General features: G+C 72.4%; 19 protein-coding genes. 10 read left to right on the plus strand and 9 right to left on the minus strand.

Going from position 1 to position 25,306, the window contains the following annotated elements:
- The first annotated feature begins 275 nt into the window (after positions 1-275).
- Positions 276-971, plus strand: a complete 696-nt coding sequence (locus tag JJJ15_RS04920) for an NUDIX domain-containing protein (RefSeq protein WP_348641494.1) — start codon at positions 276-278, stop codon at positions 969-971.
- 981 nt (positions 972-1,952) lie between these two features.
- Here JJJ15_RS04920 and JJJ15_RS04925 read toward each other — a convergent pair.
- Positions 1,953-2,957 carry a patatin family protein gene (locus tag JJJ15_RS04925; protein ID WP_200511633.1) on the minus strand — a complete coding sequence of 335 codons (1,005 nt, stop codon included), beginning with the start codon at positions 2,955-2,957 and terminating at the stop codon, positions 1,953-1,955.
- Between the two features lie 233 nt (positions 2,958-3,190).
- Between JJJ15_RS04925 and JJJ15_RS04930 the strand changes: the two genes are divergently transcribed.
- On the plus strand, positions 3,191-4,285 hold the full coding sequence (locus JJJ15_RS04930; RefSeq protein WP_200511634.1) for an NADH:flavin oxidoreductase/NADH oxidase: 1,095 nt from the start codon (positions 3,191-3,193) through the stop codon (positions 4,283-4,285).
- Between the two features lie 414 nt (positions 4,286-4,699).
- Here JJJ15_RS04930 and JJJ15_RS04935 read toward each other — a convergent pair whose 3' ends face one another.
- A complete protein-coding gene (locus tag JJJ15_RS04935) occupies positions 4,700-6,358 on the minus strand; it encodes a M18 family aminopeptidase (protein WP_200511635.1) in 1,659 nt (552 codons plus the stop codon).
- A gap of 545 nt (positions 6,359-6,903) precedes the next feature.
- On the opposite strand from JJJ15_RS04935, the gene JJJ15_RS04940 reads away from it, so the two are divergent.
- Positions 6,904-7,419, plus strand: coding sequence for a GtrA family protein (locus JJJ15_RS04940; RefSeq protein WP_246742236.1), 516 nt, complete (start codon positions 6,904-6,906; stop codon positions 7,417-7,419).
- Between the two features lie 172 nt (positions 7,420-7,591).
- Here JJJ15_RS04940 and JJJ15_RS04945 read toward each other — a convergent pair whose 3' ends face one another.
- Positions 7,592-8,494: a peptidyl-tRNA hydrolase gene (locus JJJ15_RS04945; protein ID WP_200511934.1), complete on the minus strand. Its 903-nt coding sequence runs from the start codon at positions 8,492-8,494 to the stop codon at positions 7,592-7,594.
- Between the two features lie 290 nt (positions 8,495-8,784).
- Between JJJ15_RS04945 and JJJ15_RS04950 the strand changes: the two genes are divergently transcribed.
- A complete protein-coding gene (locus JJJ15_RS04950) occupies positions 8,785-9,129 on the plus strand; it encodes a hypothetical protein (protein WP_106109730.1) in 345 nt (114 codons plus the stop codon).
- A gap of 209 nt (positions 9,130-9,338) precedes the next feature.
- Here the strand turns inward: JJJ15_RS04950 and JJJ15_RS04955 are convergent, their stop codons facing one another.
- Both JJJ15_RS04955 and JJJ15_RS04960 read right to left on the minus strand, forming a co-directional pair.
- A complete protein-coding gene (locus tag JJJ15_RS04955) occupies positions 9,339-10,055 on the minus strand; it encodes a GNAT family N-acetyltransferase (RefSeq protein WP_200511637.1) in 717 nt (238 codons plus the stop codon).
- Positions 10,056-10,272: 217 nt separating this feature from the next.
- Complete coding sequence (locus JJJ15_RS04960) at positions 10,273-10,785, minus strand: PH domain-containing protein (protein WP_200511638.1); 513 nt, start codon at positions 10,783-10,785, stop codon at positions 10,273-10,275.
- Between the two features lie 440 nt (positions 10,786-11,225).
- On the opposite strand from JJJ15_RS04960, the gene JJJ15_RS04965 reads away from it, so the two are divergent.
- The 4 genes from JJJ15_RS04965 to JJJ15_RS04980 all read left to right on the plus strand — a co-directional run bounded on the left by JJJ15_RS04965 (position 11,226) and on the right by JJJ15_RS04980 (position 16,133).
- Positions 11,226-12,284, plus strand: a complete 1,059-nt coding sequence (locus JJJ15_RS04965) for a YdcF family protein (protein ID WP_106109733.1) — start codon at positions 11,226-11,228, stop codon at positions 12,282-12,284.
- A gap of 225 nt (positions 12,285-12,509) precedes the next feature.
- Entirely contained in the window at positions 12,510-13,568 is a 1,059-nt protein-coding gene (locus JJJ15_RS04970) for a YdcF family protein (RefSeq protein ID WP_106109734.1), read from the plus strand.
- 488 nt (positions 13,569-14,056) lie between these two features.
- Positions 14,057-14,347 carry a DUF4235 domain-containing protein gene (locus tag JJJ15_RS04975; RefSeq protein WP_200511639.1) on the plus strand — a complete coding sequence of 97 codons (291 nt, stop codon included), beginning with the start codon at positions 14,057-14,059 and terminating at the stop codon, positions 14,345-14,347.
- 931 nt (positions 14,348-15,278) lie between these two features.
- The gene (locus JJJ15_RS04980; RefSeq protein WP_200511640.1) at positions 15,279-16,133 is read left to right on the plus strand and encodes a lysoplasmalogenase family protein; all 855 of its coding nucleotides are present in this window, start codon (positions 15,279-15,281) and stop codon (positions 16,131-16,133) included.
- 119 nt (positions 16,134-16,252) lie between these two features.
- Here the strand turns inward: JJJ15_RS04980 and JJJ15_RS04985 are convergent, their stop codons facing one another.
- The 4 genes from JJJ15_RS04985 to JJJ15_RS05000 form a co-directional block, all read right to left on the minus strand.
- Positions 16,253-18,775 (minus strand): DUF87 domain-containing protein, encoded by a 2,523-nt coding sequence (locus JJJ15_RS04985; RefSeq protein ID WP_200511641.1) that lies wholly within the window; start codon positions 18,773-18,775, stop codon positions 16,253-16,255.
- A gap of 428 nt (positions 18,776-19,203) precedes the next feature.
- Positions 19,204-19,701, minus strand: coding sequence for a hypothetical protein (locus JJJ15_RS04990; protein WP_200511642.1), 498 nt, complete (start codon positions 19,699-19,701; stop codon positions 19,204-19,206).
- Positions 19,685-21,376, minus strand: a complete 1,692-nt coding sequence (locus tag JJJ15_RS04995) for a ThiF family adenylyltransferase (RefSeq protein ID WP_200511643.1) — start codon at positions 21,374-21,376, stop codon at positions 19,685-19,687. Before JJJ15_RS04995 ends, JJJ15_RS04990 begins: the two co-directional genes overlap by 17 nt.
- 29 nt (positions 21,377-21,405) lie before the next feature.
- Complete coding sequence (locus JJJ15_RS05000; RefSeq protein ID WP_200511644.1) at positions 21,406-22,215, minus strand: hypothetical protein; 810 nt, start codon at positions 22,213-22,215, stop codon at positions 21,406-21,408.
- 307 nt (positions 22,216-22,522) lie between these two features.
- Between JJJ15_RS05000 and JJJ15_RS05005 the strand changes: the two genes are divergently transcribed.
- Together JJJ15_RS05005 and JJJ15_RS05010 are read left to right on the plus strand one after the other, a co-directional pair.
- A complete protein-coding gene (locus tag JJJ15_RS05005; protein WP_200511645.1) occupies positions 22,523-23,365 on the plus strand; it encodes a hypothetical protein in 843 nt (280 codons plus the stop codon).
- Between the two features lie 321 nt (positions 23,366-23,686).
- Positions 23,687-25,252: a hypothetical protein gene (locus JJJ15_RS05010; RefSeq protein ID WP_200511646.1), complete on the plus strand. Its 1,566-nt coding sequence runs from the start codon at positions 23,687-23,689 to the stop codon at positions 25,250-25,252.
- Positions 25,253-25,306: the final 54 nt, after the last annotated feature.

Raw genomic sequence — 25,306 nt, forward strand, 5'->3', positions numbered from 1 at the left:
GTCCTGGCTCCCATGGCGGGCGGGCCTGGCCACAGCCTGGACTACCGTCAGACCCTCACCGGCTGGCTCCCCCGTACCGGGCGAGGCTGGCCCTCGGGACCCGGTCGAGACCCAGCTGGTGCGGGGCTCCCCCGTACCGGGCGGGGCTGGCGGGCGCCGGGCGGGGCCAGGTGCCGCGTCCGTGGCCTCCAACACCCCGGCTGCCCCAGGCACCCCGGACTGCAGAGGGTAGCCGCCGAGGCGGATGTGCAGGGGCGCGGGCTAGAGTCGGCCTCGTGAGCGTGCACTCCTTCTCCCTGGTCCCCGCCGCCTACGTCCTCCTGCTGCGCCAGACACCTGGCAGGACCAGCGACCCGGCACCTGCTACAGCTGCCATCGCGCTCGCGGGCACCTCCCGACCCAGGCCCGGCGTCCTGGCGCCCCCCGCTGGCACGGTCCCGGCGCCCTCTGCCGGTACGGTCCCGCCCGGTACCGCCGCGCCCCGCTCCCCCGGCTCCTCGGCCGCGGGCACCGAGGTCCTCCTCCAGCTGCGCCGGAACACGGGGTACATGGACGGCTACTGGGCCACAGGGGCGGCCGGGCACGTCGAGAGCGGTGAGTCCGTGCTCCAGGCCGCCTGCCGGGAGGCCCGCGAGGAGGTCGGCGTCGTCCTGACCCCGGAGGACCTGTCCACGCTGACGGCTATGCACCGCTCCAACGATGTCGGCGGCGCCGCCGTCGAGCAGCGGGTCGACTTCTTCTTCACCGCCCGCGCCTGGCAGGGGACCCCCACCGTCCAGGAGCACGAGAAGGACGCCGGGCTCGACTGGTTCCCCCTCACCGCCCTGCCCGCCCTCGTCCCGCCGCACGAGCGCGCGGTCCTGACCTGGCTGGCCAGAGCGCTCGACGGCGGGGAGGCGGTCCCGGCAATCACCACCTTCGGCTTCACCCCGGGCCAGGACGTCGCCCACTACGGGGTGGCCCGGCACTGAGCGTCCGCAGCGCCCTGGGCCGGGTCGGCGCTTCCGGCGGGCCTGACCCACGCCCCGCCCCACTGCGCGCCAGCGTCCGCCGCGCCACGCAGCTCTAGCCCCACCCGTCCTGTGGGCGCCCCTTCTGGTCCTCCTCGTGGTAGCCGCTGGCTTCGTCGGCCCCATCGGCTCCGCGAGCGCCCCGGGACTGGGTGACGTGCCCGTCAGAGTGGGTGACGGCCGTCTCATCAGCTCCGCGAGCGCCCCGGAACTGGGTGGTCGGCCCAGCTCGTAATTCACAAGGTCGCTCCGGCACCCCGGGGCCGGGCGGGAACGCCTGGCCCACATGAACGGTCACGCCGCCCACTCCCCAGGCACCCCGGGGCCGGGCGCCGTCGTGGGACCCGTCCCTGGGCACCATGCCCCGCCGCGCAGGTACTCCTCCAGGCCGAGCGTGGGGGCGACCCGTCCCTGGGCGCCATGTCCCGCCGCCAGCCCGCCCCGCAGGAAGAGTTATCTAGGGATCTGGCCAGTCGAACGCCTGGTTTTGTCGCAATCTGAGGATCAGAGACGGAGCCACCCCGACCGCAGCTTTGTCTGCTTAATGTCTGCGCAGGTCAGGAGCTTGGTTGCTGGCGTCGGGGAGGATGCCACCGTCTCTGATCATCAAGATTGCGACACGAGCAGGATCCAGGGCAGCAGACGGACGAAAAGTTAGTCATACAACCGTATAATTCGTGCACTTTTGTGTCGGGAACCCCCGTGGACGTCCGACATCCCCGTTCTCGCGAGCAACAAGTACCGTTCTCACGACAAACAAGTACCGTTCTCGCGACGAATAAGTACCGTTCTCGCGAGAGAGGGGGCGGGGTGGGGCGCTCCTGGCCCCGGGTGCGGAGGCAGCCACGCACAGCGGACGGCGCCGCACGGCCAGACCTGCCTCACCCCTCCAGGAACCCCACCCGTCCTGCTCGACGGTACGGACGCGCCCGAAGACCTGCCTCACCCCTCCAGGAACCCCAGGATCCGGGGCAGCTCACGACGCGCCTGGACCATTCCGGCCTCATAGGCGGACACGAGCCGGTCATAGCGCAGCTCACCGTTCTCAATCCCCATGCGGTCAGGCTGGAAGAGGTAGACGCTGCCTGAGCGGACGCGGTCCTCCAGCTCCTGCATGGTGGCGTTGTAGCGGGCGGGGCGGGCGATAATCGCGTCGGCCACCAGGGGCTGACGACGGAACGCCTGACGGTACAGGAGTGAACGCACCTCCTCCTTGTGGTACCCGGGCGGCCTCGTGGTGACCACGAGCATGCGCTCAAAACCATCAGCCTGCGCCGCGTCAGTGGCGAACCCCCCGGTGGGCCCCAGGGCGCCGTCGTAGTACCGGGCACCGTCAATGGTCACCGGGGGCATGAGCAGCGGCATGGACGCCGAGGCCTGGGCGCGCGGCAGCAGCTTCTCCAGGGTGTCCAGATCCGACTTGCCCCAGTAGACCTCCTGGCCGGTGTCACCGCAGAAGGCCCCAATGCGGACCTGGGCGGGCGAGGCGGCAAAGACCTCGATATTGAGGGGGAAGGGCTGACCGGGGTTGGTGGTCTCCTTGTAGAGGTGGTCGGAGTTGAAGTAGCCCCGCCCCTGCACAAAGCTCCCCCAGCCGCCTGCCTGCGGGTCCAGCGGCATGGACAGGAAGGCCTCACGGGCACGCCACCTGTCCCGGGCGACGAAGTTGACGGTGTGGGTGCCACCAGCACTGATACCGCCGACCCACCCGAAGTCCAGGCCCTCCTCCAGCAGGAGCCGTACCAGGGCCGCGGTGTAGGTGGCGCGCATGCCGCCTCCCTCGAAGACGAGGGCGACGTCGTCAAAGCGCCGTGTCACCGGCGCTGGGACGTGACCAGGGTGCCCGTAGGGGAAGGGGCCGGTGGCGGGCAGAGCCGTCACGGCCGCGTCGGCAGGAGGCGGAGGAGGCAGGATGGGCTCGACGTCGAGGACTGCGTCACTGGTCATGCCACGCACCCTAACGCGCTACCCCTGCATGACGGGGAGTGCGCTTCACTGTACGGGAAACTTGCGCCCGGCTCGCCGCCGCCGACTAGCCCGCGGGCCACCCCGCCATGCCGACTAGCCCGGCCCGCCCGCCGACCGGCCCAGCCTGCCGGTCGGGCCCTGGCGCTCACTGGCGGTGAAAGGCCCTCGTCCTCCCCTACCCTCACCGCGCCCTGCGGCGTAGCGTGCCGGACATGGTCACCCCACGTCTTCTTGAGTCCCTTCCCCTGCGCGAGCGCATCGCCCGTAACCGCCTGTGGCTGCCGCCCATGTGCACCTACAGCGCCGCCGAGGACGGCGTGGTCACGCCCTGGCACGTCGTCCACTACGGTGCCCGCGCCGCTGGCGGCTTCGGGACGGTGGTTGTGGAGGCGACGGCGGTGAGCCCGCGGGGACGGCTCTCCCCGCGGGACCTGGGCCTGTGGGAGGACGCGCAGGTCGCGGGGCATTCCCGCCTGGTCGAGGCGATCCACGCCAGCGGCTCCCTGGCCGGGGTCCAGCTGGGGCACGGGGGCCGCAAGGCCGGTACTCCCCCGTGGCGCCCGGACGCCGTCGGGGCCCGTCAAGGCACTCTGGCTGGCTGGGACCTGGTGGCGCCCAGCGCCCTGGCCTACCCCGGCCACGCCACCCCGCGCGAGCTCGACCTCACCGAGGTGCGGGCCCTGGTGGAGACCTTCGCCCAGGCTGCCGGCCGGGCCGTGGCGGCCGGTTACGACCTGGTCGAGCTCCACGGCGCCCACGGCTACCTTCTCCACGAGTTCCTCTCACCCCTGTCCAACCACCGTACGGACGCCTACGGTGGGACCACGGCCGGGCGCCGGCGCCTGGTCCTGGAGGTGGTGGAGGCCGTGCGCGAGGCGGTCGGGGACGCCGTGCTGGGTATCCGCCTGTCCGCCACCGACTGGACCGCGGGCGGGCTCACCGGGGAGCAGACCGCCGAGCTGGCGCCGCTGCTGGTGGGGGCCGGTGCCGACGTCCTCCACGTCTCCACGGGCGGCAACGTGCCCGCAAAGGTCCCGGTGGCCCCGGGCTACCAGGTCCCCTTCGCCGCCCGGGTGCGCGACGCCGTCGCCGCCACCGCGACGCCGGTGGTGACGGTCGGGGTCATGAGGAGCGCCACCCAGGCCGAGCAGATCCTGGTCACTGGGCAGGCCGACGCCGTGGCAGTGGGGCGCCCCGCGCTCCTGGACCCGAGCCTGCCCCTGCGCTGGGCCCGCGACCTCGGGACGGAGGGCTGGCAGGCCCAGGGGGTGCCGGTCCCCTACTGGCGCGGGGTCTGGGCGTCGTAGGCGATCAGCAGGCCGCCAGCGCTGGCCGGACCGGCACGGGATCTGGGCGCAGGCGCGCCCCGACGCCCCGCACCTGGGTTCTGGCCAGCGGCCACTCCCCTACCGGCACAGGGCCTGGCGAGGCAGGGCACGTGCGACGCCTAGTCACCCAGCCGGTCCCTGCTGGTGTGGGGTCTAGCTCACCTGGGCGCCGTCGAGGTCGCGGAGGCGCGCCAATCTCCTACCGGCACGGGATCTGGGCGCAGGCGCGCCCCAGCGCCCCGCACCTGTCGTCCGGCCCCGGCACGCGCGCCTCAACGCCAGGAGACCAGCGCCCTCCCGGCCAGCGCACGCCGTCTTCCTAGGCAGGCGCTGGCGCACCTTGTGCAGACCAGGCTGTCCTCCCGGCCAGACGCCAGCGCACCTTGTACGGCCTCAGGCACCGAGCCAGTAGGCGGCCAGGGCGCGCGACATCCACATCCCGTCCCAGATCCCGCACATCTCCCGCTGGGAGTGCATAGACAGCAGGGGGACGCCGACGTCCACCGTGGTGACCCCCAGACGGGTGGCCGTGAGCGGGCCGATCGTGGTGCCGCACGGCACGGCGTTGTTGGAGACGAAGTCCTGGCTGGGGACCTGCGCGGCGGCGCAGGCGCGCGCCCAGAGGGCCTGGCCGGGCGCGTCGGTGGCGTAGCGCTGGCGCGCGTTGATCTTCAGCAGCGGGCCGTGGTTGACCAGGGGGCGGACGGCTGGGTCGTGGAGCCCGGCGTAGTTGGGGTGGACGGAGTGCCCGGCGTCGGCCGAAACGCAGCTGGAGCGGGCCAGGAGCGCGGCATAGGCGTCCCCCGTGTACCCCATGGCCGCGCCCAGGCGCTCCAGGAGGGTGGCCAGGAAGGGGCCGGCCGCGCCGGAGCGGGTCTCGCTGCCCACCTCCTCGTGGTCGAACGCCACCAGGACGACGGCGTCGCGCGGGCTGACAGGCAGGACGGCACCCGGGCGGGCGGTCCCGCCACCGGCTGCCAGCACCCCGCCGCCAGCTGCCTCGGCCAGCGCGCCAGCCCTGGCTGCCAGCGCTCCACCACTAGCTGGCGAGCCGTCCTGGGCAGCCCCAGCTGGCGCCCCGTCACCGGCTGGCACACTGGCCAGGGCCTCCAGGGCAACCAGGGCGGCGTGCACGGAGGAGAGGTTGTCCAGGCGAGCCGAGGCCAGGAACTCGCCCCGGCGACCGAAGCGCGCGGGGGCCTCGGTGGGGTAGGTCAGGACGTCGTGCCCGGCCAGGTCGGCGAAGTCGATCCCGGCGACCTCGCACAGGTACCGCTCGACCGCGTCAGGGCCGAGCTCGGCACCCTCGTCCTGGGCCAGGGACCACAGGGGCAGCAGGTGGGCCTGCCGGTCCAGGCGCAGGGCGTCGTGGACGGAGTGGTCCAGGTGCGGGGCAACCTGGGCCACGCGGGCGAGGGGGCCGGTACGCACCAGGTGGGTAGCACCGTCGCGCGTGGTCAGGCGCCCGGCCAGGCCGAGCTCACGGTCCAGGAAGGAGTTCTCCAGGGGGCCGCCGTAGACCTCGGCGTTGACCAGCTGCCAGCCGGCGCGGTTGAGCGCCGCCCGCGGCTTGAGCTTGAGGGCCGGGGAGTCGGTGTGGGCGCCGACAATGCGGAAGGCGACGTCGGTGGCGCCGGCACCCGGGACCTGTGCGGGCGTGCCAGCGGGGACGCTGCTGGTGGGCGCAGCACCGGCGGGTACAGTACCGTCGGCGGGCGCGCTGCCAGCAGGGACGCCCTGGGTAGGCGGTGTGCCAGCCGGAGTGGCGGAGGTGCCCTGGGCGGCAGCGGCCTGGGTGGGGGCCTCCGGCAGGATCCAGGCGGCGACGGCGCCGTCGCGCACGACGTAGCCGCGACGGGGCAGCCCGCTCCCCCAGGGCCTGGTCTCGCTGACGGCGGTCAGGCCGACGGCCTCCAGGCGGGCGGCGACCTCGGCGGCGGCGTGGTAGGAGGAGGGGGAGGCGGTCACGAAGGCCGCCAGGGAGTCGGTGTAGGTGTCCGGGCTGGTCAGGGCTGGCACCGTCAGGGCGGGGGCGAGGGTGGTCTCAGACATGGGTGCAGTCTCCCACACGACCAGTTGCGTCTACCGTCAGGAACGTACCTTAGCCGTGCGGGACGTACCTTAGTTATTGAGGACGTACCTTAGTCGTCGGGGACGTACCTTAGACGACTTCTAAGGTACGTCTCCAGCGACTAAGGTACGTCCCCGTCAGACAAGGTACGTCTCCGGCAACTAAGGTACGTCCCGCATAAGACAGGTGCGCTCACCTGATCCTGGGAGGCCTCCGCTCCCCACCAGACCCAGGACCCCACAGGCCCCAGAACCCCGCCGCACCCAGGACTCAATGACCAGGACTCAATGACCAGAACAGGGGCACTCCGCTCCCCGCCGGACCCAGAGGCCCGTCCTCCTCCCTGAGGACTAGATCGATCTCCTCCCCGGGAAGGTTGTCGTTCGGACCTCAATCTATAAGACTCTGTGTTCAGACACAGCCCGGCCACGTACGGGAGCCACGGCACCTGCCTCAGAGAGGAGATCAGATGAGCCAGACCATGATCTGCCTGGTCAAGCCCGCCTCCCCGCCTACGAAGATCCTGATGCCTGATAACACCCCCGACGCCTCGCGCAGCCGCAGCCGGGCCCCGGAAGCCTTCCTGGGACTCATGACTGTCCTCCACCGCCTCGTCCCCGCGCCGCTGCGCCCCCGGGTGCCCCTGACCTTCATCGGCTACGTCCTCATTAACGGCAGCGCCTTCGTGCTCGACATCGTCTGCCTGTCGGTCTTCTACAACCACTTTCACTGGGTGTACCAGGTGGCGGTGACCATGGGCTACGTGGTAGCGGGGGTCTACTCCCTCCTGCTCAACCGCTGGCTGAACTTCCAGGTCTCGGGGCACCTGGCGCTCCAGGGCTCACGCTACGCGGTCGGGCTGGTCAGCCAGTACGTCATCTTTATCCTGGGCCTGTCCAGCGTCCTGCACCTGGCGGGAGTCAACGCTGAGCTCGCCCGGGTCGTCTCGGCCTGCTGCGAGGGGATCTACCTCTACGTCCTCATGCGCCTGTGGGTCTTCAAGGGCGCGCCGGAGCCCGCGTCCCAGCCCGCCACCTGCTGAGACCAGCGGACCGGTCACCGGGGCCCGGACCGTCGGCACCCCAGCCCGCCACGTGCCGAGGCTTGGCGGGCGGTCACCGGGGCCGGGTCCTGGCGCGTCCGGGCGACGCGGACGGCCACAGGCCCAGGACCGGTCACCAGAGTCGAGGCCGGGTCCGCCCCCGCACCGCCGCTCACCACAGGGCGCGCGTGGTCTCCGTCGGGCCGTCAAGCTCGGTAAAGCCCGCGTCCACCACCGACACGGGGCGCCTGCCCGAGGTCGCCTCCCAGGAGGCCCGGTCGGGGAAGGTCACGCGCAGGCGGTAGCCGTCGTGCGCCCAGGCCCGGCGCACACGGTCCGGCAGGTCGGGGCTCTGCCAGGCCAGCTGGGCGGCGTGGGCGACCTGGGCGCACAGTTTTCCGGAGGTCATCTCGTGCAGAGGCGTGACCTCGACGGTGACGAGTGCGTCCGTGCTCGCCGACTCCGCCCCCAGGGTGATGTAGCGGGCAATGACGTCCTCCTGCGAGTCGTCGTCACCACGGGCGTCACCACGGGGGCGGCCTGGTGGGGGCGCCGTAGGTGGTGAGCACGACGAGCCACGGGCGTCATCACGGGGGTGGTCTCCTGGAGCGCCCGGGGGCGGCGTCCCCGGGCCGTGAAGGCGTCCGACGACGTCGGCCCGCTCCTGCGCGAGCGCCTGCTCGACGACGGCCCTCACGGCGGCCGGGGCGGGCGGGAGCTCCTGGCCGTGGGGGAAGTGCGTGCCCTCCACCTGCGTCCTGGCGATCTCGGGCGGCAGCGGGCGGACCGGGCCGGGGACGATCGCACGGGCGGCCGCCTGCCCCCAGCCGTGCGGACCGTCCTGGACCACGGTGACACCCGCCAGACGCTGCACCTCCTCCCAGCGCCTGCCGCGGGCACGTCGCACGAGCTTGCGGATGCGCCGGTCGCGCCAGTGGCTCACGGCGGCATGCCACGAGCCACCGGGGGCGGCCTGCGGGGAGGCCAGGAGGGCGACGACGGCGCGCCCGACGGCCTCGGCCACGTCAACCCGGCGCGGTGGGTGGACCTTGTCGTAGCGCACCGCGATCTGCATGCCCCAGGGGACCGTCGGGTCGACGGTGGCGGGGTCCACAACGCCCGGCGCCGGGTCCGGGTCGGTCGGCTGGGAGCCGGTTGCGGGGGCCGCGGGGGCGGGAGCGGGAGCGTCCGGGGCAGGGGCGGAGCGGGCCTGAGCGGAGGTGGCGGGCTCGGAGGAGGTCATGGTGGGACCCTACGCGCCGTGGGAAGACACTCAGCTCACGACTGGCGTCCGCCTCAATATTGTTATATCCTCAACGAGAATGCCCGCACTCAAAACACCGCCTCAATCCCTGAAGGGCTACCATGAAACCCAAGTACCTGCACCTCATTGCCCTTGTTCTCCTCCTGGCCGGAGTCGGCCTCATAATGGTCAGGCACATAGGCGACCCGCCCCAGGTCACCTGCGTGGAGAAGGGCCCCACCTCGGGGTTCTCCATTGAGAAGGACGGCCAGGAGTGTCCTCTGAACGAGGCGGACTTCCGGGCCTACTGGCACTGGGAGCACAATTCGGCTGTCCCCCTCCACCTGGCAGGCCTGGGCTGCGTCGCCCTGAGCCTCGCGACCGAGGTCACCGGCCTGGTGGTCGGGCACAAGCAGAAGAAGCGTAAGCGGGAGGCCGCCGCCCTGGGCACCTCGGCCCAGGCCTGAGACGGGTTAGTGCCACCGCCCCCAGAGGGTGCTGACCCCCTGAGGAGAAGGAACGCCTGGGCGGCGCCCAGGGCGCGCACGTCCGCCCGCCGACCCCCTGAGGGCGGAAAGGGACGCACCTCGGCGAGCTGGGCCAGCTGCCCGCGAGCGCGTCGTCGCTCAGAACCGGGAAGGGCGTAGCCAGGGGCCAGCCCGGGAGCAGCCCTGGGCTACGCGGGGTGACGCAGGAGGACGCCCATACCGCCCTCGAAGGTGATCCCCGCCAGCTCCGGGCCCCGGGCGACCTGCGTGAACCCCAGTACCATATGGAGGGCGATCGAGGCGTGGTCGGTGGCACTGACGACGGAGTAGACCGGCGCACCGGGCTCCAGGACCTCCACGGTACCCAGCACCGCCGCCAGGAGCCGCCGTCCCACGCCCTGACGTCGGGCATCCGGATCCACCACGAGGCCCGAGACCACCCACACAGGGGCATCTGTCTCCTCCTTCCCGCAGACCTCCAGGGCGGTGGCGGGGAGCTGGAAGGCGCCCGCGAGCGCCACCGGGACAAGCGTCTCGTCCCCGGGCGGCGGGAGGGCCACGTCCCCCGGCGTCATGACGTCCGGGGCCTCGTCCTGAGGAGGCGACGTCGGCTGCACGCCCCTGACCTGCGGGGGCTCCTGGCGGCGGTCCGGCGGCTCAGGGGCCGGCTGCGCGTCCCTGACCTGTGAAGTCTCCCCTGCCAGGGCGAGCAGCAGGACCGGGACGTTCTTAATGGTGCGGGTGGCCTGGTCCAGGGCCTCCTCGACGGTGTGCCCGCGCAGGGCCAGGAGCTGGGCCACCCGTGCCCGGTCACCGGGCAGGGCGGGACGGATGACCAGGTCGTCCTCGCCAAGGAGAAGGGAACGGACGGCGGGGTCTGGCTCGAGGGGGACGAAGTCGTTCACCGCCCCAGGGTCCCACACGAGGCCTGGCACGCCGCTGGCCCGTGCGCCGCCACACACCCCCGTTCTCACGACGAACAAGTACCGTTCTCACGACGAATAAGTACCGTTCTCGCGGGCAATAAGTACCGTTCTCGCGAAAGACGGGGCGGGGCAGCACGGGGCAGCAGGGGCGCGGGCCCGGTCAACTGCAGAGCCCCGGTCAACTGCAGAGCCCTGGTCAGCTGCGGGGGTCGGCGTCAATCGCTCCCTGGACGTCGTTGAAGAGCAGGTTGGAGATCTCCACCTGCACCATCTCCACCTGGGGCACGTCGTGCAGGAGGAGCGGGTCGTCGGACGAGGTCTGCAGCGCCAGCGTGCCGCAGCTGAAGAAGCGGTCGGTAAAGTCCTTGTCCAGCTGGATGTCAGAGATCCGGGTCAGCGGCAGGTCGTGTCCCACGCGCTTGAAGACGCCGGCGCGGGTGATAACACGCTTGGTGGTCACCGTGTAGGTGTGCGAGTACCACTGCAGCCACGGCACGATGAGCAGCGGCACGCTCAGGACCAGCACCACGGCCCAGATGCCGACCAGGCCCCAGGGCCTCCAGGAGCTGGGGGCCAGTACCGAGCCGACGACGCCGAGCACGACCAGCACGGTCTCGAGGACGATCCTCCACAGGAGGATCTTCATATGGGTGTGCATGTGCCGTACCACGACCTCGTCGCGACTGAGCAGCTTCTTTGACAGGGCCATAGGTACATGGTGCCACGACCTCAACCGTCTTCAACAGATTTCGTCCCCGGCCCCGCCACCGCCCCGACGACGGGCGCGGCGCACCCAGCACCCCGGCACCCGCACCCAGCACCTAAGCCCCAGGCCAACCCCCCACCGGCAGCAGGCGCGGCGCACCCAGCACCCGAGACCCACCCACCGGCAGCAGGCTAGGCTGGCCCCGGCCAGGCGCAGGCGACACCAAGGGCCCCTGGTCCTGCCTGCCCGGCCCTCCTGGCCGACCGGCCAGGTGAGCAACACCATGCTGGCCACGCTGACCACACGGGCCGTCCGCGTCTACGGCACGATCACCTGGGCTGGGCCCGGGCTCTCGGCCGTCGAGGGCCGTCCGCGTCCGTAGCACGACCCCCGGGGGACAGGCGGCACAGGCAGGCGCCAGAGAGGATACGGAGGAGGTCGCCATGAGCACGGACGTGACACGGCTCCTGACAGACACCGGGGGCCTGGCACTGTGGTGCTTCCTGCTAGGGGTGTGCCTGCACCGGGACAACCGTCAGCTGCGCAACGGCTTCCTGGCCCTGCTGGTGGCCCTGTGGAGCATACGCCTGGTGTCCCGCCTCGCCGACCTGGTACCGGGGCTGGACGTCCCGGTCACACTGGGGAGTGCGGCCCTGATTGTGTTCACGGGGCTCATGCCCTTCCTCCTCGTGCTCAACGGGGTGGTGCTCCTGCGCCGGGAGGGGATCCGCCTGGGGAACGTGCTCAGCCTCCTGGCCGGGCTGGGACTCGTCGCGGCGCCTGTGGTGGCGGTCGCGCTCGTAGCCACAGCCAACCCGTGGGGGCTCCTGGCCGCCATGCTCCTGTTCTGCCTGTGCCTCTACCTGGGGGTCTTCCTGGTCATCCTCCTGGCCCAGACGGCGGTGCAGCGGATCTGGGGAGGACGGCGCGCGGTACCGCACCCCGACGCCGTCGTGGTCCACGGCTCCGGGCTCATTGACGGCAAGGTGCCGCCGCTGCTGGCCTCACGGGTGCGCCGCGGGATCCGGGCGTGGCGCGACGAGGACCGCCTGCGTCCGGGGGTGCCGCTGCTGGTGATGAGCGGGGGCCAGGGACCGGACGAGCCGGTCAGCGAGGCGCAGGCGATGGCGGACTACGCCGTGACCCAGGGGGTGGCACGTGAGCGCATCCTGGTGGAGGGCCGCTCCGCCACGACCCAGGAGAACATCGCCCTCAGCCGTGAGCTGCTGGCACGGCAGGGCATGCCGCAGGCGCGGGTCCTGCTCGTGACGAGCTCCTTCCACGCGGTGCGCACCGCCGTCCTGGCCTCGGACATGGGGACCACGTGGGCGGTGGCCTGGGCGCGCACGGCCTGGTACTTCTCGGTCAACGCCTGGCTGCGCGAGTACGTCGCGGTCCTGACCTACCGCAGGACGGCGGCGCTGGTGTGGGCCGGGCTGACGGCGACGGGGGCGGCGGCCTACACGGCCCTGGTGGTCGCCGGGTACATATCCCTGCGCTGAGGGCGGGCGGAACCAGGGACGAGGCCGTGAGCGGAACCGGCAGGCGGAGCCGTAGGCGGGACCGGCAGGCGGAGCCGTGGGCGGTGGGCGGGACCGGTAGCCAACAGCGCAGACACACCCCTACGCTGAGGGCGCCCGGGGCCGGTACCGCGCGCCAGCGCCCCACTTTGTATGCTGTCGCACGCATAGTTGAGGAAAAGACGGGAGCGAGGGGGACGAAACGGCATGGTTGACAATACCTACCTAGTAGCGAGCGGGGTGCTCCTGTTCCGCGTCGTCGTCCTGGCCACCATACTCGGGGCCCTGACCTGGTCCCTGGGGAGGGACCGACGTCGGCTACGCTGCGGCGTCCTGGCGACAGCCTCCCTCGTGGTGCTCCTGGACACGGCGGTGGTGGTGGCCCGGTGGCTGGGACTCCCTACCGGTCCCGTCACCACCCTCTTCCTGCCTCAGCCGGGGACCGTGTGGCTGCTGTCGTGGATACTGCCTGTCACACTCATGAGCGTGACCAGCGTGGTCGGGATGCAGGGCGGGCGCAGGCCGGTCAACCTGGCCGCCATCGTCCTGGGCTGGGTCGGTACCGCGACCCTGGTGGCCTCCACCTTCCTGTGGCAGGGCGACGGCGTCGTCCTGCCCGCGGTGGCGACCTTGATAATCGCCCTGGCGGCGGCCGGTAGTGTGACGTTCATAACATGGGTCGCCCAGGGGCTCCTGCAGGACAGCGGGCAGTGGGGGGAGGACGACCTGGGCCCGGAGGTGGTCCTGGTCCTGGGGGCCCGGCTGGTCCGGGGCCAGATGACCCGCCTGCTGGCGGCGCGCGTGGACGCCGGGCTGCGCGCCTGGGAGCGGGCCGACCGCGAGCGCCCCGGCACCCCCCTGCTGGTCCTGTCCGGTGGGACGGTAGGCAGCCCGGTGGCCGAGGCCGACGTCATGTCGGCGTACGCCCTGGTCCAGGGCGTGCCGCCGGGCCAGGTCGTGGCCGAGGACCGGTCCCGCAGCACCACGCAGAACCTCCTGTTCACCCGCGACCTGCTGGAGGAGCGGGGGATGGCCGAGGCGCGGGTCCTGATTATGACCAGCGCCTTCCACGTGGCGCGCACCGGGATGCTGGCCAGCCGGCTGGGGCTGCGCTGGCAGGTGACGGGGGCGCCCAGCTACTGGTACCAGCTCGTGGGGAACTGCTCGCGCGAGCTCCTGGCCTTTGTCGTCGAGCGGTGGGCGGGGGTGTCGCTGACGGTCGCGGGCGCCGTCGCCTACGCCGTGATCCTGGTGACCCTGAGCTGACGCCCCTGCGTACCGCCGGGCGCGTGACCAGCACCGGTGCCAGCGGGCCGTGGGACTCACACCAGGCTACCGGCCCTGGGCCCGTGGCCAGCACCCTGCGACCACAGTGGCTGGCGTTCTGTAACCCGCAGTGAGGCCACCCTGCCGAGTCTGCTCCTGGCGGACCACCGGGAGCACCACCTCCTACCTGTGCCCTCTGTCCGCCGGGCGCGTGTGGCACCCGGCCGTCGGCGTGAACATGAGGCATGATCGTAGGCGACGCCGCCTGACGCCCGATCCGTTGCCCGGCCCGGGATCAGCAGGCACCCGGCCTGGGACCAGCAGGCACCCGGCCCGGGACCAGCCACCGGCCAGCCCGGTCCCAGGTGGCGCCCGGCCTGGGACCACCCGGCGCTCGGCACGGCCCCAGGCACCGCTCAGGCCCGGCTACCGACCCGGGCGAGCCCGTCCACGTACAAGTCCGCTCTACCCCACCTGAGGAGCCTTTCATGTCCCGTTCTTCCTCCCCCAGCTTCACCTGGCGGGTCACCGCCGCCCTGACCACCCTGGCCGCGGGCATGGTGGCCGAGAAGGTCGTGGCGACCACCTGGCGTGCCGTCACCGGCTCACCCGCCCCCAAGCAGGAGGATCTCCTGGACACTCCCCTGACGCAGGTAGTGCTGTTCGCCATCGTCTCCGGTGCCACGGCGGCCGTGGTGCGCGAACTGTCCCTGCGCAAGGCCGCAGGCGTCTACGGCCGCTCCGGCAACAACCCCCTGCGCCCTGCCATTAAGGCCTGAGCGCAGGCCAGCGCCGACGCCCCCTGCACACAGCGGCCGACGAGGCCCTGCCACCGCTGGCCGGCTCACCCCAGAGCCGTCCGGTGCACGCGGCGGCCTACGGTCCGGCACGCGCACCAGCCCCAGGTCTCCGTGCCCGCTCCTGCACGCAGCGGCCTACGAGACCACCAGGGCCGCGATACCGGATAGGGGCAACCCGCCCTGCACGCGGCGGCCTATGGGGCCCTGCCCCGCTGGTCGGCTCGCCCCAGAGCCGTCCGGCGCACGGGTGGCCTACGTCCACAGGGCAGGCGGGTCAGTAGCTGGCGATGCGGGTCGCTGGCAGGACCTGGATTCGGCGCCTGACGACCAGCTCGCAGAATCCAGGACACCGGCCGACGCCGCACCCGCACAAACAGGCGCCTCCGCCTCCAGGACGGAGGTCTATTCACGACCCCGGTGGGACTGGCGCCCGGTTCTGTCGCAATCTGAGGATCAGAGCGGAGGGCACCCTCAGGTGTTCCGAGGTCCGGGCCCCTGACCTGCGTGGACATTGGGTGTACAGAGGCGAGAGCGGGGTGGGATCGGTTCTGATCCTCAGATTGCGACACGCACGCCGAACAGGCCAGCAAGTACTCGGGAAACCATCCAGGGCATCGCATAAAACACAGGTCCAGACGAAGACGACCGGCCCCGGACGGTGTCGGTTGCGCAAACCCCCGGTCCTGCCGCGGGCCAGCCGGTAGAATCCGCTCAGGAGGACACCATGGTTCGCACGTCGCAGGACCCGACCCCCCGTATGTCCCGGCCCAATGAGGGGCCCGCACACACGAGACGCGGTCCAGAACAATCCCAGTTAGTGGAAAGCACTGGAACAACGCCCGAAACTACCAGTTCGTCACGGTTCAGGCCCCTGGCCAGGCTGCTCCCTGCCCGCGGCTCCCTCACACGAATGCTGCGGTCCCGGCAGCGCCCCTCTCCCCCGGCGCCCGCCTCCAGCCTCCCACCAGGCGCCTCCCGTCAGTCGCCGCCAGCCGCCTCCGACTTCCCGGCGCCCGCCTCCAACCAGCCGCCAGCTCCCCCGTCCCGGCCAGCCCGCCCCCACCCCAGCCGGGTGCTGGCGCTCCTGGCAGCCCTGGACGCGGGCATCCACCTGGCGGCCTGCTGGTGGGAGCCCACCGAGGGTACTGCGGTGAGGCACCGGCGTGACGTGGTCGTCCGGCTCACCCAGTCCCTGGCCCTGCCGCTCATGGGCGGGACCTGGGCCACGTGGCCGGACCGGCAGGTGCGGGGAGCCCGGGCGGGCACGGTGTACGGCGCCCTGGCCTGGTCCTGGCTGGGTGACACGCTCCCGGCCCTGGTGCCGCGTCAGGCGGCCCTGCCGGTCCTCGTGGTCTCCTTCCTACCCGCTCAGTGGTGCTGGACGGCGGCCATGACCCCTGCCCGAGACCGTAACGCGCTGCGGCCGACCTCCCCCGCCTGGCCCCTGCCCCTGTTGGGAGTGGTGGGCGCTGGCGTCGCGGTAGGCAGGCGGGTCCTGCCGGGCTCGGGGGCCCTGGCCCCGGTCGGGGCCCTCTACGCGGTCTCACTGGCCACCCAGGCCCTGGCCGCCACGGGCACCGGGCCCCTGGGTGCGGCCGGCGGGTCGCTCTTTATGCTCTCCGACTCCCTCATTGCCGTCCAGGCCCTGGGAGGACGGCGCCTGCCCAAGGGGGAGTGGCTGGTCATGAGCACCTACCTGCTGGCCCAGGCCCTCCTCCTGGCCGCCGTCGAGCACGACGCCCGCCGAGGCGGACAGCATCGGTAAGTCCCCGGCCAGGGCGCCCGGACCGCAGGCCGGCAACCACCCGATCCGACGCCCGCCCCCGGGTGCCAGGGCGCCCGGACCGCCCCGGTTTCACGTGGAACTCGCAGGGCCCCTCGTCCTCACTCGTCCTCCTCAGAGACTGTCTGGTGCGACTTGAGGAGCTCGTCCAGGAAGGACCGGCCGGTGGAGGCCGCAGGCCCGGGACCGTCCTGGCTCAGGGCGCCGCACAGCCGCCGCACCGCCCGGTCGACGTCCGCCGACCCCAGCGGGCTGAGACCGCCCTGGGAGCTGCTGGTCAGACGTCGCCGGGCCTCGGTGACCGCCGTCGCCCGCTCCGCCCAGTCCGGGTGCAGCATCCTCTGGCGCTCAGCGCGTTCATTGTGGTCAATGGTCAGGGTGAAGGCCTGCGTCTGCCCCTTAGGGGTGGCCAGGGTGGTGGCCGCCCGCATGTTCGGCAGGCGGCTGAGCGACCCGCCGCTCCACGTGCCGATCCGCTCCTCCACCCGGGGTGCGTCCCGGATGGAGGAGCGCAGCCCCACCACCGTGGAGGCGTTGGCCTCCACGGCACCGCCCAGGGAGGCACTGAGCTGGCCCATGTGCTGGTGGGCGATGACCACGCCGACGCCGAACTTGCGCCCCTCCGCCAGGAGCTCGGACAGGCCCCCGGCCTGGAAGAGGTGGGCCTCGTCGACCACGACGAGGTGGGGCCGCTCCCAGGACCCGCGGGCTCCCATGGCCAGGGCGTGCTCCATGAGCCAGACCATGCCGGTGAAGGCAGCCTGGTCGGCGCCGATCCGAGGGGCGGCGAGGTCAATGAGCAGGACCTCACCGCGCTCCACCACCTGGGCCACGTCAATGGCCCGGTACCCGGAGCCGAACACGGCCCGCATGGCCGAGGAGCGCACCAGCCTGTCGAACTTGGAGGAGACCCAGGCCAGGATGTCGGAGAAGTCCGAGGACCTGTTGTCGACCAGCTCACTACGCAGCTCCCGGGCGAGCTCCGCGTCCCGGGTGGCGACGGCGTCGGTCACGTCCTTGATCCGCTGCCGGCTGGCCAGGACCTGGGGCACCAGGGTCAGGGTGGCGCGGTCCTCCAGCAGGATCCGCAGCGCCGCCATGGTCTGGCGGAACAGCCGCTCAAAGCGCGGCCCGATAATCCCCTCGTGCCTAGGGTCGAAGATCGCGTACAGGATCTCCAGGACCTCCCCTACCATGTCCTCACAGTCGCGCCCGGCAAAGGGGTTCAGGGGGGTGGGGTGCTCCAGGTCGGCGGTACGCACCACGTGGACCCGGTGGGCGCTGCCGGGCGTCAGCTCAGTGGACACCCGGCTGACCAGGGTGCCGTGGGGGTCGATGAGCGTCACCCCGATCCGGGCCTCCAGGGCCGAGGCGATCAGCCCCGCCGCCAGCGTGGACTTGCCCGCCCCGCTGGCCCCCAGGACCTGGACGTGCTGGCAGGCCTGGGTGACGCCCAGGCGCACCGTGACCGGGCGGCCGGAGGCGTCGGGGGCGGTCCCCAGGCGCAGGCCCGTGGCCGGGAGCTCCTGGGCCACCGGGACGTCGGGGATGGTGGGCAGGAGGCAGGGGACCCCGACGACGTCGGAGCGGATCCCGGCGGCGGGGACCTTGACCAGGCCGCGGGCCATGCCCTGGGGGACCGCGTGGCCCTGGAGGGCGTCCTCGCCCCCGCCCCACACGGCGTCGGGCTCCTCCTCGTCACCCAGGGGGCGGTAGAGCATGTCGCTGGCCAGGCCGTCCACGGCGACCTCCAGGCGGGCGGGCACGTCCTCACCCTCGTCCACTCCCAGGAGCATCCTCATGCGTACCGGGGTCCCCATGTAACCCATCATGGCCTCCACCGAGGCCCGCCCCTCCGTGGTCAGGACCTGGTCCTGGAGCATGAGGCGCTCGACGGCGGTCGCGGGGGCCAGGTGGATGCGCAGCACTCCCCCGGTGCTGCGCAGGGTGCGCAGCAGGTCCATGCCGGAGCAGGCGAGGGGGTTGGGCCAGGTCCCCAGGGCGCGGGGGCGGAGGCCCCCGGTCCCGGGCACCTCCGAGGTGTCGGTCAGGACGAGGGCGTGCCCCTCGGGGGTGAGGTCGGCCCGGGTCAGGCTCAGGAAGAGCGGCTGCTCCCTGACGGCGGGAACGGCCTCGCGCAGGACGGCAGGACGGGGGCGGTCCACCACCGGGTCGACCTCCTCCCACACGTGGGTGTGCTCACCGCACCACACGAGGTCCCCGCCAAAGGGCTCGCCCACGCCCCAGGCAGCCAGGGTGACGTTCACCTGCCCGTTGCGCTCGGCCTCCATGGTCAGCGTCAGGCGCGAGCCCAGGGGCTGCTTGGCCAGGACGTTGAGCAGGCGGTTGGTGAAGAGCTGCGCGGCGGCGGGGGCGTCGGCCTGGCGCAGGAGGTGGTCCAGGCGGAAGAGGCGTTCAGGCAGGGGCCCGGACGGGGCCGGGCGCGGGTCGAGGGCCTGCGTGGCCACCGGCCCGGACGGGAGGGCCTCGGGGGCAGGAGACGGCGCCCCGGGGGCGGGAGACGGCGCCTCAGGGGCGGGAGGCGGGACCTCCGGTCCGGGGCCTGAGGCGGCAGGCCCGGAGTCAGGATCCGGGTCGGGGACAGGACGGGAGTCGGTGGTCATACCAGGCCTTTCCGGAGGTGCGACTGAGAAGACTGAGAAGGAGGCACCCCGCCGCACTCAACCGCCGTGCATCCTAGGAGGACAGGGACCAGGACACGCCGCAGGCCACCAGCCCAGTTCCTGCCACCTGGGACACAGGCCCACCGAGGTGGCCGGGCCGCTGGCCCAACCGCCCCCCGGACCTGTACCGCCCCCGGGCCGCCAGCCCGACCGCCTCCCGGACCCCCGGCCCGCACGAGCGCCGTGCCCGGGGCGTCCTGCGCGGCCCCGGGCAGGCGCAAGACGAGCGCGGGAGCGCCACGTCCACGGGTGAGCAGCTGGGTGCGGCCCCGGGCAGGTGCGACGAGCTCGGTGCCGGGCACGGGCAGCAGCTGCGCCCAGACCCCGCACCCGGTACCGAGCTGGCCTCCTGCCCAGGGCGTGTCCCCTCACTCGTCGAGAACAGCTATGAGCACCCACACCAGGAACGTCACCGTGAGGGCTACGAGCACCGCCATGACCGCCAGCACCAGCGCCGTCGGCGCGCCTGCCACGATCCCGCCCCAGCGTGCCGCCGTCAGAGCCGTCCGCTGGTCCGCGCTCACCCGGGACAGGCCCCGGGCCGTCAGGGCGATGCCGGCGATGCAGACGCTGCTCAGCCCCATCACCACGGACTGGGACCAGGCGGACGGGAAGGTGAGCAGGGTGCGCGCGGTCCCGACCAGCCCGCCCTGGCCGGAGCACCCGTCGACCAGCAGCGGGTTGGCCACAGCCAGGACCACGCACACGACCATGAGCCCGTACAGGAGGATCCGCTCATCGCGCCCCATCCGGAACGTGCTGTCCACACCCTCCCGGGCGTGCTGGCCGCCTTGGACCAGGGCGCCGTAGGAGGGGGCGGCGTCCTCACCCAGCCGCCGCCTGACGTCGTCAGTGAACGAGCTCATCCGCCCGGCCCCCGGCCTCAGGCCCGGGCGTCTGCTCCAGGTCACGCCAGCTCGTGTCAGGGCACTCGGCCCCCTCGATCAGCTCGCGCGCGATCGCCTCAAGGACGCCGCCGCCCGCCGCCGATCCGGCGGTACCCGCCACCCCGCCAGCAGTACCCGTCACGGCGGCCGTCTCCAGGTCCCCACCGGGCCCGGAGACGGTGTCCGCGTCCTCAGGGGTGGACCGGCGCGCCCCGGGCCCGCAGACGGGGCAGGACCCGCCCCGCCGGACGACCGGCCACAGGCTCCGCGGGTGCGACTGGTGCGGTGCGCCCGGGAGCACCCGGTCCAGGACGGGCCAGTGAGGCACGGTCGTCACGATCCCGAAGGTGCGGCCCTGGGTGAGCAGGTGCACGAGCTCGCGCCCGTGGACGCTCCCCGGCCCGGCCAGGACCGCGAGGGCGGCCTGGGAGGCGACCGAGGCGACCAGGTTGACCGACGCACCGAGCCCGGACTCAGCCACGAGACGGGTGTCGACGCCGTAGTTCGTGGCCGGGCGCTCGCTGGCGGACAGCTGGTTGGCGCCGACGGCGCAGCCCCAGCAGGGCGTGCCCAGCACCGGCATGACGACGCACACCTCACCAGCCGCCGCCTTGCGGTACAGGGCGCAGCTGACCTGGGGGACGCCGCGCGTATAGGCGCGGGCGGCGAGGTCACCCTGCTCGACCATGTCGTCGGTGGCCAGGACGAGAAGATCCGGTGCGGCGGCCAGGGCGGTCCCGCTGTGCTCCTGGAGCGGGCCCATGAGGCAGGTGACGGCCGTATGCGGGCTGATGTCACGCAGGCGCCTCGCCAGCGCCCAGACCTTCGGCACGCCGATGTCGGCACGGGTGTAGACGCTGCGGGCCATGTTGGCCTCGCTGACCTCGTCGGGGTCAATGAGGACCACCCGGCCCACGCCCGACCGCACCAGGTCCTCGGCGACCCGGCTGCCGACGGATCCGCAGCCGGCGACGACGACGCCCCTGTCCTGCAGGGAGCCGACGAGGCCACGGACCCGGGAGAGCGCGTCGTCGCCCTCAGGAGGCAGGAAGCCGTCGTCCTGCCCGGGCCGCGCCCCCTGCCCCTGGCCGTCGTCAGCGGCGCCGTTGACGAGGACCTCGCCGCGCCCGCGCTCCAGGACGGGCGCCCCGTCGGCCGTCCGGCTCAGGACGTGGATGCTCATCCGGTGCCGCTGGCCGATCGGCAGGTCGGTATCACGGGGCACCCCGCGCGTGACCACGCAGATGAGCAGCGAGTCGAGGTGAGGGTTCTGCTCGAGGGCGTGGGTGGTGGTGCACACGTCCGTCGCCGAGGGGTCGGGGAGGCCGTCGGGGTGGGAGTGGACCGTACCGGCCAGGACGCCCAGCCCCGCCCTCTCCGCCCTGCCCACCAGCTCGGTGAGCTCAGGGGAGATGTCCCAGCTGACGGGCGAGTACCGACCGGCGTGGTCCTCAATGAGCTCACGGACGACGCCGTGGTCGGCAAGGAGGGCGCCCCCTCGCTCGGGCTCAAAGGACGCGATGTGCTCCTGGACGCGCTCCACGAGGTCGGGAGAGAACCGGAGGACGACCTCGCCGGGATCCCTGGTCGTGGAGCGGGACGCCGTGCGGCGTGCCCGGAACCGGCGTCCCAGGAGGCTGGTGACGTGCGACATGACATTCCCTTCTGGTTGGTTGTTCCTGCTCAGGCGGACAGGAGGACGTCCTGGCCCCACATACGGCGCTGGGTGTAGAGCGCCCACTTGCCGGCGTTGACCCGGGCCTCCGTCAGGGTGGGGTGGGCCCGACCGCCCGCGCCGCAGATGACGGGAACACGCTCCCCGTTGACATAGGTCGCGATCATGTGAGGCTCGTGGCCGAACTGCTCGTCCGCGTTGGGACGCAGCACCCAGATCCGCCAGAACCCCCCGTCGTTCGGGGAGCGGAAGACGAGGAAGACGAAGCGGAAGCCCATCGGGGCCACCTGGAGGCTGAAACGCCAGCCGTCGAGCACGGAGTTGTGCACCGGGGTCCACCCCTCGACGTTGTAGGGGTCGATACGGCGGATCTGCGCGACGTCGTCCATGGAGATGGTGGGTGCGGGGGCCGCCATGCGCTCGGTGGGCAGGACCGAGAACGGGGCCGCGGAGCTGGCGCCAGGGCCCGTCACGGTCAGCGTGCCACCGGGTCCCATGACGACGTCGCCGCTCCTGTCACCGTTCTCAAGGGAACGCATGAGCCGGGCGACCTCCTCCCAGCTGGCCGCGCCGGTCCCCTTGTCCACCGGGCCCCGGCCCCCCGCCATGCGCTCGGTGGGAAGCGTGCTGCCCCAGGGCGCGGCCACGAGGCCACCTGCGTCGTCGGCGTGGGCGAGCGGCTGCAGGACGCCGTCAGCCAGGGCGACGTCGCCCGGCCCCGCCTCCTCAGGGGCCGTCCAGACCGCCCGCCCGTCGGGTCCGATCGTGGGGACGAAGTCAATGACAGTGGTGTCGGCGGATGTGGTCAGGTTTCCCATGACGGGCTCCTTCGGTTACGTACGACGCCGCCCCGGCGCTTAATGCCTGTGACGGACGGTGTCGCCTCGGTGGATCACCCAAAATGAGTTATACGTCACATATGGGTCGCCGGGCGGGCCTCGGGCGGGCCTCGGGCGGGCCCGGGCGTCGCCGGGCGGTGGGACTCGGTCGCTGGGCGGGCCCAGGGCGAGCCTTGGGCGGGTTCCGGGCGTCGCCGGGCGGGCCCGGAGACGGCAATAACAACCGCGCTTCAGGGTCGTACCCCGCGCACCAGGCCTGCGCGGGGCCGACCCGAGAGGACCCGTCATGAGCGCCAACGCCGTTGCCGTCCAGATCCGCCCGACCCGCCCGACCCCAGCCCCCAGGCTGACCCTCGTCCCCGCCCTCGCCCCCGAGGTCCCCGTGGCCGGGGGCGTCTCACGCACCCGTCGTGACAACCGCACCGCCGCCGAGCGCACCGCCCCCGTCAGCGGCCGGGGCGTGCGACGCCGGGGGCGCACCGTCTTCGTCCTGGACCTGGAGAACCTCAGCGGGGGCGGCACCACCACGCCGCAGGACCTGGCCCGCACCCTCAACATCCTGCTCGACGTCATGCCGATCGGGGCCATGGACGTCGTCTACAGCGGCATGTCCCACCACTTCGCCGCCCGGAACCTGCCGGTCCTGGCAGCCGTGAGCCTGCACCCCGCCCTGCGCTCGGGCCCCGACGGCGGGGAGAACGCAGTCCTGGACCAGATCGACGTCAACCGTCTGGCCCGGCGCTTCGACAACCTCGTGATCGGCTCGGGCGACCACGCCTTCGTGCCGCTGGCCCGCCAGGCCGCGAGGCTGGGCATGACCGTCTGGCAGGTCACCGGGCGCGGCGGCGTCTCCCGGGACCTGTGGCGGGCCTGCTCCCTGCACACCCGTCTCAACCTCGGCGACATGCCCGAGGTCCTCCCCCAGCCGCCTGCGCGCGACCGGTCGGCGGGGGACCTCGGCAGTCGCACGCCCCGGCCGGAGCCGGTGGGTGAGCCGGTGGGTGACGGGTGGGGGCACCACGGGAAGGCACGCCGTCGTCACTGCCGACGCGACCACCTGCCTGCCGCGGCCCGACGTCGTACGGCCGCCGCCCGCCACCGCAACCAGCGCGTGCGGCGAGCCGCCTGAGGCCCAGGACCAGCGAAAACGGCGCCGGCACCCGCGCCCCGCCCGGGGTGTGCGCGCCTTACCCGCACCCCGCCCGCACGGCACCACGGCAGGCCAGCGCCCCGCACTCGCGCCCCACCAGAGGCGCACCCGCGCCCCGCCTGAGCCCGTCCTCGTATGCATCTGCCTCTGGCGAGAGGACTCCGCAGCCGCGCTCGCCAGAAGACGCACTCACCACCTGCCTCAAGGGCCCGGAGGAGCACCGCTCCTCCGGGCCCTCGTCGTCCTCATCCAGGCAACAACCGCATCTCACCACACATTCACAACAGAAAGAACAGCATTATGACTACCAGCACCACCAAGCGGCCTTACACCGTCGAGGAGATCCACAGCGCCCAGCGCATCCTCCCCGACCCGTTCACCGGCCAGTGGCTCATTGCGGGCGACCCCGACAACCCGGTGCCCTCCTACCGGGGCACGGAGCCGCTGACCGTGACGACCGACGAGATCGACATCGTCACCTCCAAGATCCTCCACCTGTCCTGGGGCTGCAGCACCGTCCGCCGGATGCGCGACGCCCTCCACCCCGGCGGCTCCTGCTGGGGCCGCAACCCGTTCGTCGTGAAGGCGGTGACGCCGCCCGTCTCCACCAGCGCCTCCACGTACGACCCCGACCTCGACGCCGTGGACGACGCCGGTGAGACCGCCTCCGCCACCGGGGGCGCCGGGCGGGACGTGACGCTCAGGGCGGTCATCGACCCCGACCCCAACTGCGAGGGCTGCGCCCAGCTGGTCCTGGATATCGTCCGCGGCACCACGCAGGAGGAGAAGCCCTTCAAGGGCGTGCTGGCCGTCATGGCCCGCGAGGCCCGCAAGCTGGGCCCCAGGCCCCTGATCGCGCCCCAGATCCGCGCCCGCGTCAAGAACGTCGCCGAGGACTACATGCGCGCCAAGGCCTCCCAGGACGGCGGGCTGTCACGCCCGAAGGAGTCCGTCGCAGAGCTCAGCAAGCGCATTGGCCTCGACGAGCGGCACGAGGCCGTGCTCGTGGACATCCTCTTCGGCATCCGCTTCAACAAGCCGCTCGAGGACGACATCCCCATGGACTACGTCATTGACCGGGAGACCCAGCGCCACCACACGGGCCCGCGGGAGGCCCGCGTCCTCGTCCTGGGCGTGGTGAGGACCGTCAAGAAGAAGCTGTCCGGCCTCAAGGGGCGCGACCGCACGTGGTGGGAGCGCAATGTCACCAGGCCCGCCGACGCCTCACGGGTCGCTACGGCGCTCTCCCTCAACGCCGCGCTGTCGGACGGCCCCGACTCCGACTCGTTCGAAGAGCTGCTGGAGGACCAGGTCGATATCGCCGAGAGGATGGAGACCGAGGTCATGAACCTGCTCGGTACCGGTATCAGGGACCTGTTCACGACCCGCTACCTCACCGTGGGCGGCGGGCGCACCGAGGTCCTGTGGGACGCCGTCACCGACTACTTCATCGACCACCTCGGCCAGAGCCCGCTGGGGCTCGGCGGTGAGCGCATCGACCTTGACACGCTCCAGCGCGCCAGGGCCAAGGCCGAGCTCGTCAAGGAGGTCCGGGACATCGCCCGGATCTGGGAGCGCGAGCTCTACTCGGACCTCAGGTACCGCCTCCTGACGGAGATCCTGGACCTCCTGGGGGTCACCCCCGGCCCGGGACACCGTACGGACACGCTCAAGGGCCTTCTTGAGGCCCTGCCCCACAGCCTCTACGCGCCTGTGGAGGACCTGCTGCGCACCGACATGCACAGGCCCGACGCCGAGGCCAGGTTCCTGCGCGGTGTCAGGCCGGAGCTCCGCACCGAGATCGAGCACTGGCTCCACGACACGCTCAAGGACCGGGCGAGCAGGAAGGCGCCGACCGGGGTGTGAGCCGTGCTCCTCCTGGCGTCCGTCATGGGGGGTATGCACACGCAACTGTCTTCT

Source organism: Actinomyces sp. HMT897 (assembly GCF_016626125.1).
Lineage (GTDB): Bacteria > Actinomycetota > Actinomycetes > Actinomycetales > Actinomycetaceae > Actinomyces.

Bases quoted from the DNA above. Each gene is read 5' to 3' on its own strand.
- JJJ15_RS04925 (WP_200511633.1), bottom strand. From the start codon at position 2,957: ATGACCAGTGACGCAGTCCTCGACGTCGAGCCCATCCTGCCTCCTCCG.
- JJJ15_RS04930 (WP_200511634.1), top strand. From the start codon at position 3,191: ATGGTCACCCCACGTCTTCTTGAGTCCCTTCCCCTGCGCGAGCGCATC.
- JJJ15_RS04935 (WP_200511635.1), bottom strand. From the start codon at position 6,358: ATGTCTGAGACCACCCTCGCCCCCGCCCTGACGGTGCCAGCCCTGACC.
- JJJ15_RS04940 (WP_246742236.1), top strand. From the start codon at position 6,904: ATGCCTGATAACACCCCCGACGCCTCGCGCAGCCGCAGCCGGGCCCCG.
- JJJ15_RS04945 (WP_200511934.1), bottom strand. From the start codon at position 8,494: ATGCAGATCGCGGTGCGCTACGACAAGGTCCACCCACCGCGCCGGGTT.
- JJJ15_RS04950 (WP_106109730.1), top strand. From the start codon at position 8,785: ATGAAACCCAAGTACCTGCACCTCATTGCCCTTGTTCTCCTCCTGGCC.
- JJJ15_RS04960 (WP_200511638.1), bottom strand. From the start codon at position 10,785: ATGGCCCTGTCAAAGAAGCTGCTCAGTCGCGACGAGGTCGTGGTACGG.
- JJJ15_RS04965 (WP_106109733.1), top strand. From the start codon at position 11,226: ATGAGCACGGACGTGACACGGCTCCTGACAGACACCGGGGGCCTGGCA.
- JJJ15_RS04970 (WP_106109734.1), top strand. From the start codon at position 12,510: ATGGTTGACAATACCTACCTAGTAGCGAGCGGGGTGCTCCTGTTCCGC.
- JJJ15_RS04975 (WP_200511639.1), top strand. From the start codon at position 14,057: ATGTCCCGTTCTTCCTCCCCCAGCTTCACCTGGCGGGTCACCGCCGCC.
- JJJ15_RS04980 (WP_200511640.1), top strand. From the start codon at position 15,279: ATGCTGCGGTCCCGGCAGCGCCCCTCTCCCCCGGCGCCCGCCTCCAGC.
- JJJ15_RS04985 (WP_200511641.1), bottom strand. From the start codon at position 18,775: ATGACCACCGACTCCCGTCCTGTCCCCGACCCGGATCCTGACTCCGGG.
- JJJ15_RS04990 (WP_200511642.1), bottom strand. From the start codon at position 19,701: ATGAGCTCGTTCACTGACGACGTCAGGCGGCGGCTGGGTGAGGACGCC.
- JJJ15_RS04995 (WP_200511643.1), bottom strand. From the start codon at position 21,376: ATGTCGCACGTCACCAGCCTCCTGGGACGCCGGTTCCGGGCACGCCGC.
- JJJ15_RS05000 (WP_200511644.1), bottom strand. From the start codon at position 22,215: ATGGGAAACCTGACCACATCCGCCGACACCACTGTCATTGACTTCGTC.
- JJJ15_RS05005 (WP_200511645.1), top strand. From the start codon at position 22,523: ATGAGCGCCAACGCCGTTGCCGTCCAGATCCGCCCGACCCGCCCGACC.
- JJJ15_RS05010 (WP_200511646.1), top strand. From the start codon at position 23,687: ATGACTACCAGCACCACCAAGCGGCCTTACACCGTCGAGGAGATCCAC.